The sequence below is a fragment of the Haloterrigena alkaliphila genome (assembly GCF_017352155.2).
In the GTDB taxonomy this organism is placed as follows: domain Archaea; phylum Halobacteriota; class Halobacteria; order Halobacteriales; family Natrialbaceae; genus Haloterrigena; species Haloterrigena alkaliphila.
This window is the reverse complement of sequence record NZ_CP071462.1, coordinates 2390683-2405923: the sequence shown is the minus strand read 5'-3', so window position 1 is coordinate 2405923 and position 15241 is coordinate 2390683. Positions and strand designations below refer to the sequence as shown.

Annotated in this window: 14 protein-coding genes; 7 read left to right on the top strand and 7 right to left on the bottom strand. The window is 66.3% G+C overall.

What is annotated here, in order from left to right; all coding sequences use genetic code 11:
- The first annotated feature begins 32 nt into the window (after window positions 1-32).
- A complete protein-coding gene (locus J0X25_RS30560; protein ID WP_207287686.1) occupies window positions 33-548 on the top strand; it encodes a hypothetical protein in 516 nt (171 codons plus the stop codon).
- 248 nt (window positions 549-796) lie between these two features.
- On the opposite strand, the gene J0X25_RS30555 is transcribed toward J0X25_RS30560, so the two are convergent.
- The gene (locus J0X25_RS30555; protein ID WP_207287685.1) at window positions 797-1948 is read right to left on the bottom strand and encodes an acyl-CoA dehydrogenase family protein; all 1152 of its coding nucleotides are present in this window, start codon (window positions 1946-1948) and stop codon (window positions 797-799) included.
- Between the two features lie 115 nt (window positions 1949-2063).
- On the opposite strand from J0X25_RS30555, the gene J0X25_RS30550 reads away from it, so the two are divergent.
- Window positions 2064-4037 carry a 3-hydroxyacyl-CoA dehydrogenase/enoyl-CoA hydratase family protein gene (locus tag J0X25_RS30550; RefSeq protein WP_207287684.1) on the top strand — a complete coding sequence of 658 codons (1974 nt, stop codon included), beginning with the start codon at window positions 2064-2066 and terminating at the stop codon, window positions 4035-4037.
- 278 nt (window positions 4038-4315) lie between these two features.
- Window positions 4316-4888: a HalX domain-containing protein gene (locus J0X25_RS30545; RefSeq protein WP_207287683.1), complete on the top strand. Its 573-nt coding sequence runs from the start codon at window positions 4316-4318 to the stop codon at window positions 4886-4888.
- Here J0X25_RS30545 and J0X25_RS30540 read toward each other — a convergent pair.
- A complete protein-coding gene (locus tag J0X25_RS30540; RefSeq protein ID WP_207287682.1) occupies window positions 4885-6882 on the bottom strand; it encodes a PAS domain S-box protein in 1998 nt (665 codons plus the stop codon). The genes J0X25_RS30545 and J0X25_RS30540 overlap by 4 nt on opposite strands.
- Before the next feature lie 171 nt (window positions 6883-7053).
- Window positions 7054-8205, bottom strand: a complete 1152-nt coding sequence (locus J0X25_RS30535; protein ID WP_207287681.1) for an acyl-CoA dehydrogenase family protein — start codon at window positions 8203-8205, stop codon at window positions 7054-7056.
- Between the two features lie 252 nt (window positions 8206-8457).
- Between J0X25_RS30535 and J0X25_RS30530 the strand changes: the two genes are divergently transcribed.
- Window positions 8458-9483, top strand: coding sequence for a DUF4382 domain-containing protein (locus J0X25_RS30530; RefSeq protein ID WP_207287680.1), 1026 nt, complete (start codon window positions 8458-8460; stop codon window positions 9481-9483).
- Between the two features lie 350 nt (window positions 9484-9833).
- Here the strand turns inward: J0X25_RS30530 and J0X25_RS30525 are convergent, their stop codons facing one another.
- The 3 genes from J0X25_RS30525 to nikR all read right to left on the bottom strand — a co-directional run bounded on the left by J0X25_RS30525 (window position 9834) and on the right by nikR (window position 11434).
- On the bottom strand, window positions 9834-10280 hold the full coding sequence (locus tag J0X25_RS30525) for a hypothetical protein (RefSeq protein WP_207290899.1): 447 nt from the start codon (window positions 10278-10280) through the stop codon (window positions 9834-9836).
- Between the two features lie 260 nt (window positions 10281-10540).
- On the bottom strand, window positions 10541-10918 hold the full coding sequence (locus tag J0X25_RS30520) for a cupin domain-containing protein (RefSeq protein ID WP_207287679.1): 378 nt from the start codon (window positions 10916-10918) through the stop codon (window positions 10541-10543).
- A gap of 87 nt (window positions 10919-11005) precedes the next feature.
- A complete protein-coding gene (gene nikR, locus J0X25_RS30515) occupies window positions 11006-11434 on the bottom strand; it encodes a nickel-responsive transcriptional regulator NikR (RefSeq protein WP_207287678.1) in 429 nt (142 codons plus the stop codon).
- Window positions 11435-11700: 266 nt separating this feature from the next.
- Here nikR and J0X25_RS30510 point away from each other — a divergent pair, with 266 nt between their 5' ends.
- Window positions 11701-12510 (top strand): creatininase family protein, encoded by an 810-nt coding sequence (locus tag J0X25_RS30510; RefSeq protein WP_207287677.1) that lies wholly within the window; start codon window positions 11701-11703, stop codon window positions 12508-12510.
- Between the two features lie 624 nt (window positions 12511-13134).
- Window positions 13135-13950, top strand: a complete 816-nt coding sequence (locus J0X25_RS30505; protein WP_207287676.1) for a mechanosensitive ion channel family protein — start codon at window positions 13135-13137, stop codon at window positions 13948-13950.
- 58 nt (window positions 13951-14008) lie between these two features.
- Here the strand turns inward: J0X25_RS30505 and J0X25_RS30500 are convergent, their stop codons facing one another.
- Window positions 14009-14551, bottom strand: coding sequence for a hypothetical protein (locus tag J0X25_RS30500; protein WP_226776968.1), 543 nt, complete (start codon window positions 14549-14551; stop codon window positions 14009-14011).
- A 140-nt stretch (window positions 14552-14691) separates the two neighbouring features.
- On the opposite strand from J0X25_RS30500, the gene J0X25_RS30495 reads away from it, so the two are divergent.
- Entirely contained in the window at window positions 14692-15144 is a 453-nt protein-coding gene (locus tag J0X25_RS30495) for a DUF1467 domain-containing protein (protein ID WP_207287674.1), read from the top strand.
- Window positions 15145-15241 lie beyond the last annotated feature (97 nt).

The following is a 15241-nucleotide window of genomic DNA, read 5'->3' as shown; positions in this document are numbered from 1 at the left end:
GGGGTTTCTCGCTCGAGCACGTACGATCGCTAATGGCATCGCCGGTGGTGATTTCGACCGTGACGAAACACGGCAGCGAGTTCTGGGCGTACTACCGCCGCTATACGGACACGACCGTCCACACGGCCGCGACCGCGGGACTGACGATCTTCGGGCTGCTGATCTTCCTCGATCCGTGGTTCGCCGTGCTGGCCATCGGCTCGTACGTCCTCCCGCCCGTCGTGCTGTATACGCTCTCGGACGACCGTGCCCCCGGCGCGGACGACGGGTCCCCACAGCAGGGCCGTCCGTCGGACCACACCGCGCGAACCATCGACTCGACGCGGCGGCGATCGACCGGCGGCTCACCGCGCGCGACCGACGGGCGCGACACGAGGGCGAACCCGCACACGGTCGTCGGTAACGGCGACACCGACAGCGATAGCGATGACGGCGATACCGATACCGATTCGGACAGCGACGGGACCGATACCGACTCCGACAGCGACGGGACCGACACCGACTCGGACAACGACGGAACCGACACCGATTCGGACAGCGACGGCTGACTCGAGATTCCGTCTCGAATCGGCGAACGAACGGTTCGGAGCCCCGCAGGGGCGAGAACTGCGAGACAACGAACGGGGAACGTAGTGACCCGTGAGCGACGCCGTTCACCGCGAGCGCCGATGGCGCTCGCGGGCCGACGACTGACCCGGAACCCGCGTTTACGCGGGTGAAGGGGAAGGAGGAGTGCTTTTAATCGAATTTTTGCCGAGGGTGCGCCTTCGGCGCACCCGCAGCGCAAAACTTCGTTTTACAGCCCGTCGCTGAGCAGTTCGCGGGCGATGACGTTCTTCTGAATCTCGCTGGTCCCCTCGTAGATCTGGGTGATCTTCGAGTCGCGGTAGAAGCGCTCGACGGGGAAGTCGTTGACGTAGCCGGAGCCGCCGTGGATCTGGACGGCCTCGTTGGCGACGTCGACGGCGACGCGCGAGGAGTACTCCTTGGCCATCGAGGCGAGTTTGGTGATGTCGTTGCCCTGGTCGACGTTCCAGGCGGCCTTGTAGGTCAGGTTGCGCGCGGCCTCGGTCTTCGTCGCCATGTCGGCGAGTTTGTGCTGGATGGCCTGGAACTCGCTGATCGGCTGGCCGAACTGTTCGCGGTCCTGGGCGTACTCGAGGGCGGCTCGAAGCGCCCCTTTCGCGATCCCGACGCCCTGTGCGGCGACGCCGGTTCGGGTGGCGTCGAAGAACTGCATCTGCTGGAGGAACGCGGCGCCCTCGTCGCCGATGAGGTTCTCCTCGGGGACGCGGACGTCGTCGAGGATGAGTTCGGCGGTATCGGAGGCCCGAATACCGAGTTTGCCGGTGATCTTGTCGGAACTGAATCCGTCGCGGTCGGACTCGACGACGATCTGGCTGAAGCCGTCGTACCGGCCCTCGGCGTCGGGGTCGGTCTTACAGAGGACGACGAAGAAGTCGCCGACGGTGCCGTTGGTGATCCACATCTTGTTGCCGTTGATCACCCACTCGTCGCCGTCCTTCTCGGCCTGCGTCGAGACCGAGGAGACGTCCGAGCCGGTGTCGGGCTCCGAGATCGCCGCGCCGGAGATCTTCTCGCCCATCGCGACGGGCTCTAAGAAGCGCTCCTTCTGGTCTTCGGTGCCGAACTCGCGGATGGCCTCGGTACCGAACGAACAGGCGAGAATCGAGAGCGCGATGCCGGGGTCGTAGGAGAACAGTTCCTCGGCGATGAGCACCGACTCGACCGTCGAGTAGCCGGCGCCGCCGTACTCGATCGGGATCGAGGAGCCGACGAGCCCCATCTCGGCGGCCTTGTCGACGATCTCGTGGGGGAACTTCTCCTCCTGATCGTACGTCTCGGCCTCCGGGACGATTTCGTTCTCGGCGAACCGAGCGACTTCTTCGCGGATCTGTTCCTGTTCTTCGCTGAGACCAAATTCCATGGGTGTGCATTCCAATCCCAGAGATAAAGAAGTTTGTAACCGACAGTGAACTCAACAACAGTTTCCTCGATAGAATGGGGAAACGTTCAAACAGGTCCCCATCGCACGTACGTCCATGGAGCTGGAAGATATCAACACTGTCGCAGTTCTCGGGGCGGGCAACATGGGCCACGGCATCGCGGAGGTCGTCGCGATGGCCGGCTACGATGTCACCATGCGCGACATCAAAGACGAGTTCGTCCAGAACGGGTACGAGCAGATCGAGTGGTCGCTGAACAAGCTCGCGGAGAACGACCAGCTCTCCGAGGAGGAGGCCGACGCCGCCCTCGAGCGGGTGACGCCGCTGGTCGACATGAGCGAGGCCTGCGGCGACGCAGACGTCGTCATCGAGGCCGTGCCGGAACAGATGGAGATCAAGAAAGACGTCTACGAGGAACTCGAGGAGGTCGCCCCCGACCGGGCGATCTTCGCGACCAACACCTCGAGCCTCTCGATCACGGACCTCGCGGAGTTCACCGAACGGCCGGAGCGGTTCTGCGGGATGCACTTCTTCAACCCGCCGGTGCGGATGGACCTCGTGGAGGTCATTTCAGGCGCGGAGAGCAGCGACGAGACCCTCGAGACCGTCGAGGCGCTGGCCGAGGATATCGGGAAGACGCCCGTGCGCGTTCACAAGGACTCGCCCGGCTTCATCGTCAACCGCGTCCTCGTGCCGCTGATGAACGAGGCCTGCTGGCTGGTTCACGACGACGAGGCGACCATCGCCGAGGTCGACTCGACGACCAAGTACGGGATGGGGCTACCGATGGGGAGCTTCGAACTCGCCGACCTCACCGGCATCGACGTGGGGTACCACGTGCTCGACTACATGAACGAAGTACTGGGCGAGGCCTACGAGCCGAGTCCGCTGTTCGAGCAGAAAGTCGAGAGCGAAGAACTCGGCAAGAAGACCGGCAAGGGCTTCTACGACTACGAGGACGGCGAGGGAGCCCAGATCCCCACCGACGAGCAGTCCGACCTCGTCGAGAAGCGGCTGGTCGCGACGCTGGCCAACGAGTGCGCCAAGCTGATCGGCGGCGACGTCGCGCCGCCCGAATCGATCGACGAGGCGACCAAACTCGGCGCCGGCTTCCCGGACGGTCCCGTCAAGATGGTCGACGAGTTCGGGATCGAGAACGCCCTCGAGGCGCTCGAGGAGGCCCACGAGAAGACCGGCCACGCGCGGTACGAACCCGCCGACTACCTCGAGGAGCGCGCCGAAGAAGGCGGCTTCTACGAGCAGGGGGGAGACGAGGGGACGACCGAGTTCGAGACGATCCGCGTCGAGTACCCCGGCGACATGGTCGGCCACGTCGTCCTCGACCGGCCCCACCGGATGAACACGATCAGCGACGAACTGCTCGAGGAACTCTCCGAAGCGATCGACCTGCTCGAGGACGACGACGAGGTCCGCGCGATCTGCATCATCGGCGAGGGCGAGCAGGCCTTCTCCGCGGGCGCGGACGTCCAGAGCATGGCCGGCAGCGGCGCCGACCCCCTCGAGGGCCAGGAACTCTCGCGACTGGGCCAGCGGACGTTCGGCGAACTCGAGTCCTGCGACCTGCCCGTCGTCGCCGGCATCGACGGCTTCTGTCTCGGCGGCGGGATGGAACTGGCCACCTGCGCCGACCTCCGGGTCGCCAGCGAGCGCTCCGAGTTCGGCCAGCCGGAACTGAACCTCGGCCTCATTCCGGGCTGGGGCGGCACCCAGCGGCTCAAGCACATCGTCGGCGAAGGTCACGCGAAGGAGATCATCCTCACCGCCGAGCGCTTCGACGCGGAGACGATGGCCGACTACGGCTTCGTCAACGAGGTCGTCGACGACGACGACCTCGCCGAGCGCGCGCTCGAACTCGCGACCGACCTCGCGGGCGGGCCGCCGATCGCCCAGAAGTTCACCAAGCGCGCGATGCTCACCGGTCGCGACGACACCGAGGCCGGCCTCGAGTACGAGGCCTCCGCCTTCGGCCACCTGATGGCGACCGACGACCTCATGGAGGGGATCACGGCCTTCATGGGAGACGAGGAGCCGGAGTTCGAAGGGAAGTAACGGGAGGAGATCCGGCGAGACGGCCGGCAACCCGCTCGCACCGATCCGCTACGGAGACTCCCGTCGTCGAGTGCCACGGCGTCCCGACGCAGTATCGGATTCGCTATCTTTTCGAGCCCGATCGAACGGCGAGGCAGATTCTCACCGCAGCCGAAAGGAGTAGTGGACTCGGTCGCCAGAATGGTACGAATTCTGATAGCTGGTCGCGAGATTTATCACGAAGAGGTACCATGAGTGACCCGTGGCTGTAACGATGCAGAGAACGGAGGGGGCAATCAATGAGTGACGAACTCGAGATCCTCGTCGTCGACGACGAGGCGCGTCTCGCGGATCTCTTCGCCGCGTGGCTCCAGAACGAGTGGACCGTCGACACGGCCTACGACGGCGAAGAGGCCCTCGAGAAGATGAGCGACGCCGTCGAAGTCGTCCTGCTCGACCGGCGTATGCCGGGCCTCTCCGGCGACGAGGTCCTCGAACGGATCAGAGACGCCGGCTACGAGTCGCGGGTCGTGATGGTGACCGCCGTCGACCCGGACTTCGACATCATCGAGATGGGCTTCGACGATTACCTCGTCAAGCCGGTCTCGAAGGACGAACTCGTCCAGATGGTCGACGACGTCGCCGATCGCTCGGAGTACGAGTCGGACATCCAGGAGTACTACGCGCTCGTCTCGAAGAAGGCGCTGCTGGAGTCCGAGAAGGCCGACCGCGCGCTCGCGGACAACGAGGAGTACCAGGACCTCTGCGACCGCGTCGCGGAACTCGAGGACCGCGTCGACGAAACGGTCTCCGGGATGTCCTCTCACGACGACTTCGTCGGCGCCTTTCAGGACTTGCAGTCGGAAAACTAGTCTCGATCGTCCGAATCGGCGTCGAACGCGAATTCGAACCGTGCCCCACCGTCCTCGCCCTCGGTCGCGGTAACCGACCAGCCGTGTCCAGTAGCGACTTCTCTCACGATCCAGAGCCCGATGCCGAGCCCCGACGACGATGACGAGACCGACTCCTCGAACACCTCGTCACGGATGTCGGCGGGCAGCCCCGACCCGTCGTCCTCGACGTAGAACCCCCGCGCCTGGGCGTCCGTTCGGTCGCCCAGGACGCCGACGCGGATGACGGACGCGTCGCCGTGTTCGACGGCGTTGCGGAACAGATTCTCGAGCAGGCGCAGGAGGCGCGCCCGGTCGCCCTCGATCGTCGCCGTCTCCGCGACCGACAGCGACGCGTCGGCCGTCGAGACGTACTCCCAGGCGTCGCGGGCGACGACGTCGAGATCGACGGGTTCGACGTCGGCCACCCACTCGCCGTCGCGGGCGATCGCCAGAACGTCTTCGACGATCGTCTCCATGCGATCGAGACCGTCGCGGACGTTATCGACGTATTCGAGCGATTCGGTCTCCGCGAGCAGGTCGAGATACCCCTGCGCGACGCCCAGCGGGTTTCGGAGGTCGTGACTGACGATGCCCGCGAAGGCGTCCAGTCGCTCGTTCTGTTCGCGGAGTTTGCGCTCGCTGCGCTTGCGCTCGGTGATGTCTCGAAGGACCCCGACCGAACCCGTGAACTCGCCGTCGCGGACGAGCACGGCGATCTGGGCCTCGCAGGGGATTCGCTCGCCGCGCTTCGATTCGATAGTCAACTCGAGCGTGTCCGTCCGCTCTCCGCCCGAGAGCAGCGAGCGGATGATCTCCTCGCCCGCCTCGATGTCCTCCTCGTCGAAGACGATCGACGCGTGTTCGCCGAGGAGGCCCTCGCGGCTGTAGCCGGTCGTTGCCGTGAGCGCGTCGTTGACGGTCATGAAGTGGCCGTGCCCGTCGAGGACGTACATCCCGTCGCCGGCCGTCTCGACGAGCCGTTCGTACCGGTGGAGGGCCCGCCCCTGTTGCTCGAGTTGGCCCCGGATCGCGATCGTCTCGAGGACGTGCGAGGCCGCGTCGGCGACCGAGCGGATTGCCCGTCGCTCGGCCTCGGTGACGGCCTCGAGCGCGTAGACGACCACGACGCCGTAGCGCTGGCCGCTGGCGGAGAGCGGGGCGACGGCGACGGCGCTGACGTCCCGTTCGAACGCGTGATCGCCGAACGGGACCGCGTCGCGGTCGTCTCCGACGTGCTGCTGAGTCTGGAGGTCTCCGGTCCGGATCGCGCGCTCGAGCAGCGGTTGCTCGCCGCCGCCGATGCCGAAGGTCCGTTGCATCGGCCACTCCGTGCTGTCCGGGTCGGTCAACCACGGGACGATCTCCCCCTCGCCCTGATCGTACTCGCCGACCCAGGCGAACGCGAACCGATCGTTTCTCGTCACCTCCTCGCGGAGAATCCGCTCGAGGGCGACGGGGGAGGTGACGTCGACCAGCCGCCGCCTGACCGCGGAGACGATCGCCGCGAGGTCGTCGGGGAGGTCCGCGGGCGTGGCGTCGCCTTCGTTCCGGTCGGTGTCGTCGGTCAGTTCGGCGGCTAGCGACTCGAGGTCGGTCGACCCGTCGGTCGGACCGCTCCCGATCCGGTTCGTCACCGCGTCGGCCAGTCGGGCCGCCGACTCGGTTTCGTCGGTGCGCGCGACGACCTCGCTGAGGACGGCGACCGAATCGTCCCCGGCCTCGGCGTTTCCCCAGTGGACGAACGTCGGCGTCGCCGGCGCCTCGGCCTCGACGGCATCGACGAGTCGCGGCACGTTCGCGACCGTGCTCGCGTCGATGAGGATGGCGTCGATCGACTCCCGATCGAGGCGTTCGACGGCCTCCGTACTGCGCTGGGCGATGACGACGTTGACCGGCGCGTCGGTCAGCGCGAGCGTCACGGACGCTCGCGTCGATCGGTCGCTGCTCACACAGAGAATTCGTGGCCGGGTCATGTCAGTTCGACTCCGTTCGGGATCCGCAGACATCGCGCCGGATCGCCATTGGGCAACTCATTGGCGGCGGAACGGTTTGCTCTTTCGGCACGGAACGATCCGCGACCGTCTCGAGCGAATGCTGCGATCGACGCCGCGGAGTGAGGGCGAAAATGGCAACAGGGTCGTCCGTCACGGGGCTTGCCCGTAGATCAGGTTGCGCTGAATCTCGTTCGCCCCCTCGTAGATGACCGGAATCCTCACGTCGCGGTAGACGCGGGCGATCCGGCGCTCGTCGAAGATCGAGCGGCCGCCGTGGAACTGCATCCCCCGTTCGGCGACCTCGACGGCCGTCTCCGTCGCGTTGGTCTTCGACAGCGCCGCCCAGTACCCCTGGTTCTCGCCGTTCTCGACCTTCTCGCAGGCCCGCCAGGTGAGCGCTCGAGCGCGCTCGAAGGCCATCAGCATGTCCGCCAGGCCGTGCTGGACCGCCTGGAAGTCGCCGATCCGCCGGCCGAACTGCTCCCGGTCGTGGACGAACTCCCAGGCCTCCTCGATGGCCGCCGCCGCGAGGCCCAGTCCGTGCCCGGAGACGGCGATCCGACCGTGGTTGAAGAAGTCCGCGAGCAGCCAGAATCCGTCGCCCTCCTCGCCGATCAGGTTCGCTTCCGGAACGCGGCAGTTCTCGAGTTCGATGTGGGCCTGCTTCGAGGCCCGCATCGCCATCTTCTCGGGGATGTGTTCGGCCTCGTAGCCGTCGGTGTCGGTCGGCACGATAAAGAGCGAGTAGTTTCCGTACGGGTTGTCCTCGTCGTCGCCGGTGCGAGCGTAGAGCGTGATCCAGTCGGCCTCGACGCCGTTGCCGATCCAGTACTTCTCGCCGTTGATCACGTACTCGTCGCCCTCCTTCTCGGCGGTCGTCTCCATCCCCGCGAGGTCGCTCCCGGTGTCGGGTTCGGAGACCGCCAGCCCCGAGCGCTGCTCGCCCTCCGCGACCGGGCGGATGTACTCCTCGCACTGCTCGTCGGTGCCGTGGCTGTAGGTGATCTCGCAGCCGAAACTCGCCAGCTGGAGCGTCAGCGCGATGCCCGCGTCGGCCCGGTAGAACTCCTCGGTGATCGCGAGTAACTGCGGGAGGTCGAACCCCCGACCGCCCAACTCCTCCGGGATGTCCTGCGCGACGAGGTTCGCCTCCCGCCCCGCCTCGAGGATCTCCTCGGGGTACTCCCCCGACTGGAAGTACTCCTGCGCGTTGGGTTCGATGTGTTCGCTGGCGAACTCGCGGGCCTCGGCCTTGACGTCGCGCGCGTGCTCCGGGACGATGGTCTCCTCGAGTAGATCCATGCCCGAGTCAACCACAGCCCGGAGGAAATAGCCGCGGGGGTCCGTTGCAAGCGTTGAAAACGATCGCCGGTCCGGACCCACCACTCGAGAAGCGATTGCGGGGGCGGTTCGTCCGTCGTCCCGTCCGGCGGTCGACGGTCCCTCCGGTGATCAGTTCGAACCCGAAATTGGCCGTTCGAAACGGTTATAAACGGTTCTGAAGGTTCGGAACGAGTGACCTCCTTTTTGCGATGAGGGTTCGACGACCGACGTATGACGAACGACCAGTCGACTCACGATCGCGATCGAATGCCGGACCGTCCCGAGACGGACATCGACCGCCGCACGTTCATCGCCGCCGGCGGGACCGTCGGCGCGACGATGCTGGCCGGCTGTGCGTCGGACGGCTCCCCGACCGGCGACTCGGGCGACGAGCCGTCGGACGACGATGAGACGACCGAGGAAGCGACCGCCGGGGCGAACTTCCGGCTACTCATCAGCGACCAGCCGGCCGACATCGGCGATTTCGACCGCCTCGACGTCTCGTTCGATGAGGCGCGCATCTTCGACGGCGGCGGTGAGGAGTCGGGCGACGACGAGGACGGGGAGGGAGACGGCGAGGACGGATCCGACGGGGAAACCGAGAACGGCGACGAATCGGCTCCCGAAGGGGGCGAGGACGGCGGCAATTCGACGTCCGAGGACGAGGAGACCGCGACCGAGGACGGAACCGAAACGGAAGACGGTGACGAACCCGACGACAGCGACGGAGACGACTCGGACGGGTCAGGCGGCGAGGGCGTCGAGCGACGCCGCGGATTCTACTGGCTCGACCTCGAGGGCGCGACGGTCGACCTGACCAAGGTCGTCGGCAAGAAAGCGATCTCGGTCTTCGATGGCGGGCTCTCGGAGGGCACCTACCAGAAGATCGAACTCCACGTCGCTGACGTCGAGGGCGTCGTCGACGGCGAGGTCGTGGACGTGAAGGTCCCCAGCGAGAAGCTCCAGATCACCCACTCCTTCGAGGTGTCCGCGGACGAGCCCCTCGAGTTCGTGTTCGACATCAACGTGGTCAAGCGCGGGCCGAACAACGGCTACATCCTGAAACCGGTCATCTCGGAGAGCGGCGTCGCGGGGAAAGACGTCGACGTCGAAGAGGTCGGCGCCGACGACGAGTCCGAAGACGGTGAGGACGGATCCGAGGAGAACGGGCCAGAAGACGATAGTGACGGTGGCGATGCGGACGGCGACTCCGACGCCGACGCCGGCGACGCCAACGAGAGCGACGCGAACGCGTAGAGGTCCAACGGCGGCCGTCCAACCGAGGGTATCCACACGGGTCACCAGTACAGGCGATCTACATACTGCTCAGACGGTTAACTGGCATGCGGTGGCGCGTGCTGTGCCGGGGTGAGCGAAAGCGAGGTGCGAACGGAGTGAGCACCTCGGAAAGCGAATGGGGAGCGAAGCGACCCATGAGCACAGCGAACCGCGGCACGAACTCACGCGAGGGATGAGCGAACGACCGAAGGGAGTGAGCGAATCGGCTGGGGAGGGCGTGGCAATTCCCTGTTGCCACGATAGCAGGACGCTTCGCGTCAGTTCCCCGCCTCTCATCCCGAACCCACTGCTCAATTCGTAAGTCGAATTTATCGAAGCCCCCGCACGAGTTCGTCGATCGAGTCGAACTCGCTCGCGGTGCGCTCGAGTCGCCAGCGGTCCCACGCAACGTCGCAGACGAGGTGAACGTAGAGGACGACGCCGGTCAGGACGGCGAGGGACGGACTCGCCAGCGCCAGCGTCGGGACGACGACGCCGATGATGAGCAGGTGACTGAGCAGTCGCGAAAGGACGCCGACGTCGCCGTGACCGAAGATGCGTCCCTGATCGGCGACGGCCGCGAGCGGGTTGGAGAGACAGAATCGGAGGGCATCCCACGACCCGGTCTTGACGCGGGCGATGAGCAAGTGGTCGACGTCGATGAACACGCCGACGGCGGTGCCGTAAGCGACGACCGCGACGGCGGGAATCTCGGTTCCGAAAACGGTGATCGGCGACAGGACGGCGGCGAGGACGCCGGCGACGACGAGCGAGATGGCGGCGTGGTGTTTCGAGTAGATCGGCGGTCACCCGGCCGTGACGACCACGGCGGCACACAAAACCGTCCCGCCGTCTTTCGATCGGTGGTCGCGTCTCGATCCCTCGAGCGGTCTGGACGAATACCGACTGGCGCTCGAGCGGTCTGGACGAACACCGACCGTCCCTCGAGCAGTCTCGCCGAACACCGATTTTCCTCGAGCGCCGTCGACGGTCGCCTCGCGTCACGGCGCCGATCCGCAACGTCACAGCGTCGAACTCAGCCGGCGAAGCCCGAGAGCAGCCACTCCCCCTCGTCGCCGTCCTCTTCGCCGATGCTCGGCGCGCTGACGAGGACGAACGCGCTCTCCGCGTCGCCGTTGCGGATCTGCCGGGTCGACGCCGGGGGAATCCACAGCGCGTCGCCGGCCTCCATCGCGACCGGTTCGTCGTCGATCACGACCGTCGCCTCCCCCTCGATCAGCACGTAGACCTCCTCGTGGCCGTTGTCCGTGTGATCGTGTGGCTTGCTGTTCCAGCCGGGATCGCAACGTGCCACCGTCACCCCCACCTGCTCGGTCTCGAGCGGGTCCGAGAGGAAGTGCATCGCGCTCGAGACCTGCTCGACGTCCTCGTAGTTCACCTTCCGGTAGGTCATGCACGCACGTTCGACGGGCGCACAGTAAAACTAGGCGTTCGAACACGACGGGCGCCCGAACGGACGGGCGGTCGAACGCGACCCGAGTCAGTCGCCCTGCGCGATCGGATCGAAGTCGTCGACCGGGATCACCGAGTAGTCGACGGTGAGCGCGTCCTTCGTCGCGCGAATCTTCCCGACGAACGTCGAGATGTCCTCGAGTCGCCCTTCCAGCACGAACAGTTCCATGCAGTAGTGGTCGCCGACGTGGCTGTGGAAGTTCGAGGCGACGAGATCCTCGTGTTCGTGGCGCAGGTGCATCATCCGCTCCTCGACGCTGGTCGTCTCGTAGTCGAAGAGGACGGTGACGATGCCCATCAGATCCCGTTCCTCGAGACGGGTGTTCTCGAACTCGCCGAGCAGGTTCCGCGAGGCCTCTCGGACGACTTCGCTACGCCCGGTGTAGCCGTGTTCGTCCGCGAACTGGTCGAGTCGCTCGAGGAGTTCGTCCGGCATCGAGACGCTGACGACTGCCATGTAATAATCCGTCGGGTGTGAACTATTAAGAGTTATCATAAACTGCCGTCTCGAGGGAGTTCGAGTAACAACTGGACCGGCGCACGGCGGCGCAGACCGACGGCAGCGGTCGAATCGGAGATGACCGACTCGAGTTGAACCCGTCTGGGTCGAATCGATCCGACCCGAACCAACTCGAGTCGAACCGAGGACGGATGGGACGAGACGACGGCGGCGACCGGTTCCGCAGCACGCACTGTTTTCCGACTTCGCCGAATGCGTCGACTATGTACCTCGCCCACCAGTCCTGGCCGGAACTCGGCGACTACGCGGCGGCGGAATCGCTCGCGGTCGTCCCGCTGGGCTCGACCGAACAGCACGGCCCCCACCTCCCCGAGGGGACGGACCACATGATCGCGGAGGCGCTGGCCCGCGAGGCGACCGACCGGACGGGCCACCTCTGTACGCCGCCGGTCCCGATCGGCGTGAGCTCTCACCACCGGCAGTTCCCCGGCACGATGTGGGTCGAGGCGCCGGTCTTTCGGGACTACGTCGAAAGCCTCTCGAGAAATCTCACGGCCCACGGCATCGACCGCATCGTCTACGTCAACGCCCACGGGGGCAACGTCGCCCACCTCCGGGAGGTCGGTCGACGGCTCCACGAGGACGGCACCGCCTACGCCATCGAGTGGATGTGGGACGAGTCCATCCCGGACCTGATCGACGAGGTCTTCGAGACGCCCGGCCCCCACGGCGGCCCGAAGGAGACGGCGATGATCATGCACATCGCGAACGAACTCGTTCACGAGAACCGCCTCGAGGCGGCCCGCGATGGCGGCGCGGTCTTCGATTACGACGCCGAGCGGGTCCACGGCGCGACCACCTTCTACGACTGCATCGAGAACAGCCCCAACGGCGTCTTCGGCGATCAGACCGACGCGACCCCCGAAATCGGCGCGGAACTGTTCGAGGCCGCGACCGACCAACTCGTCGCGCTGCTCGAGTGGCTCGACGCCCAGCCCATCGAGGACCTCATGCCCGAACCGTACCTCGAGCCGCGTTCCGGGGACGGTCCCGAGAGCGGCGACTCGAGGTGAGGCGCCTCGCTGAGACGGTTCGCCCCCACCGGCGTCGCCGGCTCACCGGCGGTGCCCTGCTGTCTCGAGGTATCTCGCCGCTCGAGAGACGCCGTGATTCTCGCTCGCTGCCGACCTTCGAGAACGGGCCTGTTCCCTCGCTGTGCTAATCCGCGATTACGCGAATCGGCGGATCCGAACGCCGAAATCGAGTCTTGCGGCGCAGCCGTCAGGGCCGACCCGACGAACGAGCGAATCGCACCGATTCGCGGCTCGACGCGACCTCGTGACCGGCCCTCGACGTCCGGACGCCGCCGATCACAGTCATGCATGAAACTCGGTACTTACCGTCTGCGACCGTTCTCCGAATCCGACGGTGTCACCGGTTGATCTGTCGGCCGATCGGCGACAGTACGGCCAAACCTCGATTATCGCCCGACTGCGCGACGGTCGGTGCGCCGTCGCCGGCGATGGATGCGACGACGAAGCTCGGAACCGACCTCGATCCGTCACGGTCCGTTCGGCGCGCAATTCCGGTCAACGGACACTTCAATCGGCGCGCCGTCTCCGACGACGAACGGTTGGTTTCACGACAGTTCGATAGGCACGCAATTACGAAACGCCGTGAGGCCCACGATTCGGTGTATGGTACAACCCCAACTCGCACAGCAAGGACCGATTCCGGACTGGTTGCAGGATCCGATCGCGGAACTCGTCACGTTCCTCCCGCGACTTGTCGGCGCGCTGGTGATCCTCTTCATCGGCTGGATCGTCGGCCGTATCGCCGCCAAAGCCGTGCGGAGCCTCGCCGACGGTATCGAACTCGATAGAATGGTCCTCGAGACGCCGCTGGGACGCATCCTCGGCGGGACGGAACGGGCCGTCTCGAGCGCGTTCGGCTCGCTCGCGAAGTGGTTCGTCTACTCCCTGGCGATCCTCGCGGCCGCCAACGCGCTCGCGATCCAGTTACTATCCGAGTGGATCGCGACGGCCGTCTCGTATCTGCCGGCCTTTATCGCCGGGCTGCTCGTCATCGTCATCGGCTTCGTCGTCGCCGACTTCGTCGGTGACATCATCGAGCGGACGCGCGCCGCCGCCGAGACGGTCTACGGGAACTGGTTCGCCAACGGCGCCCGCATGTTCCTCTACTTCACCGCGATCGTCATCGGCCTCGACACGATGGGGATCGACGTCAGCATCCTCTACGTCTTCGCGCGAGCGCTCGCGTGGGGCCTCGCCGCGGCGGTCGCCATCGGCGCCGGCGTCGCCTTCGGCTGGGGCGGGAAAGACTACGTCTCCGAGAACATCGGCGGCTGGATGGGACGCACCGCCAACGTTGCACCCGACGATGACGGATCGAGCAGCGGTCGATCGACCGGAAGCGACCGATCAGCCGGCAGTCAGTCCCCGCGCTCCGACCGGGACCCCGGGTCCGAGCCCGGTCCGACCGACGACGACTGATCGGCGCGCGTTGGACTGGTCGGCGCGCGTCGACGACTGACCACCGCATCCGTCCCCGTCACTCGACGACCGACCGAACCCGCGGCGCGTCGTCGGTTCGGTCGCGGGGAAACAGCGGCTTGACCGGGACGACGACGTAGGATTTGACGAGCCGATCGTCGGCCGACCGCCACTTTTCCAGCCGGGCCAGCGAGTGCGCCTCGTAACACGCCTCGAGTCGCTCGAGGGCGGCCTCGAACGCGTCGTCGTCGAACTGATCGGCGGAGACAGGATCGGAGACCACGGCGATCCGACTCACCCGCGCGTACACGTCGAGGCGGCCCTCGAAGGCGTGTTCCAGCCGGTCGATACAGTCGTGTACGTCTCCGACCGACGGTTCGGCGTCGTCCGTCGGCAGGGAGACGTACGCCTGATAGCCGTCGGGCTGGTCCTGTACGTGTCGTTTCCAGAGTCGTTTCACGAACTGCACGGATTCCCCTCCGTGATCGGTCGGAACGGGCCGTCCGCGCTCGTCCGTCGATCGGACGGGCCGACGCGTGTCGACGGCTGACGACGCACGTCCGCGGCGGTCCGGTTCGAAGCCAGTCGGTTCCTGAGCCACATACTCTCACCTTCGACTCGTCGACGCCGGTAATACGTTCTTTGTTGTCGACCGCGACCGCGTCGTGGTCACGACGCGCACGCTCGAGCGCGGCCGCTTCGCGAGAGTTTTGTACAACGACTCACTACCGGTTCGCAGCCATGCCACGACCGTTCTCCGCTCCCTCCGGGTCGCTACTCGCCGGGTCCGTCGCGCTCGTCGCCGTCGGGATCGCCGTTAATACCGGGTTAGAGTCGCCCCTCCGACTGCTCCCGTCGCTGCTGCTGACGACGCTCGGAATCGCCGGCGTCGCCAACGGCGCCCGCGACTACGGCGTCGAGCGACTCCGACTGACGACGAAACGCTGGTGGGCCGGCGCCGTCGTCGCGTTCATCCCGTACGCGCTGGTGGCGGCCCCCGCGAGCGATTCGGCGGCCGCCGTCGGCGACGTATTTGTCGGAACGACCATCCCACTCGTCCTCGAGGCGACCGCCGGTGCGGTCGTCTGCTGTGCGGTGGCGACGACGGTGCTGTACGGCTTCGCCAGTTACGGGATCCATCCCGGCCGGCCGTCGCCCGAAGAGCGCGTCCTCTCCGACGGCGGAGAGGAGTAGGGACGGCTGACGGCCCCACGGTCGACGCGCACCCGGCGCGGGGTCGGTCAGCGAAGACCTGACGCCGGGCCGGTCGGCGCGGACCTTACGCCGGACT

Bases quoted from the DNA above. Each gene is read 5' to 3' on its own strand.
- J0X25_RS30560 (WP_207287686.1), top strand. From the start codon at position 33: ATGGCATCGCCGGTGGTGATTTCGACCGTGACGAAACACGGCAGCGAG.
- J0X25_RS30505 (WP_207287676.1), top strand. From the start codon at position 13,135: ATGGTACAACCCCAACTCGCACAGCAAGGACCGATTCCGGACTGGTTG.
- nikR (WP_207287678.1), bottom strand. From the start codon at position 11,434: ATGGCAGTCGTCAGCGTCTCGATGCCGGACGAACTCCTCGAGCGACTC.
- J0X25_RS30530 (WP_207287680.1), top strand. From the start codon at position 8,458: ATGACGAACGACCAGTCGACTCACGATCGCGATCGAATGCCGGACCGT.
- J0X25_RS30495 (WP_207287674.1), top strand. From the start codon at position 14,692: ATGCCACGACCGTTCTCCGCTCCCTCCGGGTCGCTACTCGCCGGGTCC.
- J0X25_RS30540 (WP_207287682.1), bottom strand. From the start codon at position 6,882: ATGACCCGGCCACGAATTCTCTGTGTGAGCAGCGACCGATCGACGCGA.
- J0X25_RS30520 (WP_207287679.1), bottom strand. From the start codon at position 10,918: ATGACCTACCGGAAGGTGAACTACGAGGACGTCGAGCAGGTCTCGAGC.
- J0X25_RS30535 (WP_207287681.1), bottom strand. From the start codon at position 8,205: ATGGATCTACTCGAGGAGACCATCGTCCCGGAGCACGCGCGCGACGTC.
- J0X25_RS30510 (WP_207287677.1), top strand. From the start codon at position 11,701: ATGTACCTCGCCCACCAGTCCTGGCCGGAACTCGGCGACTACGCGGCG.
- J0X25_RS30550 (WP_207287684.1), top strand. From the start codon at position 2,064: ATGGAGCTGGAAGATATCAACACTGTCGCAGTTCTCGGGGCGGGCAAC.
- J0X25_RS30555 (WP_207287685.1), bottom strand. From the start codon at position 1,948: ATGGAATTTGGTCTCAGCGAAGAACAGGAACAGATCCGCGAAGAAGTC.
- J0X25_RS30545 (WP_207287683.1), top strand. From the start codon at position 4,316: ATGAGTGACGAACTCGAGATCCTCGTCGTCGACGACGAGGCGCGTCTC.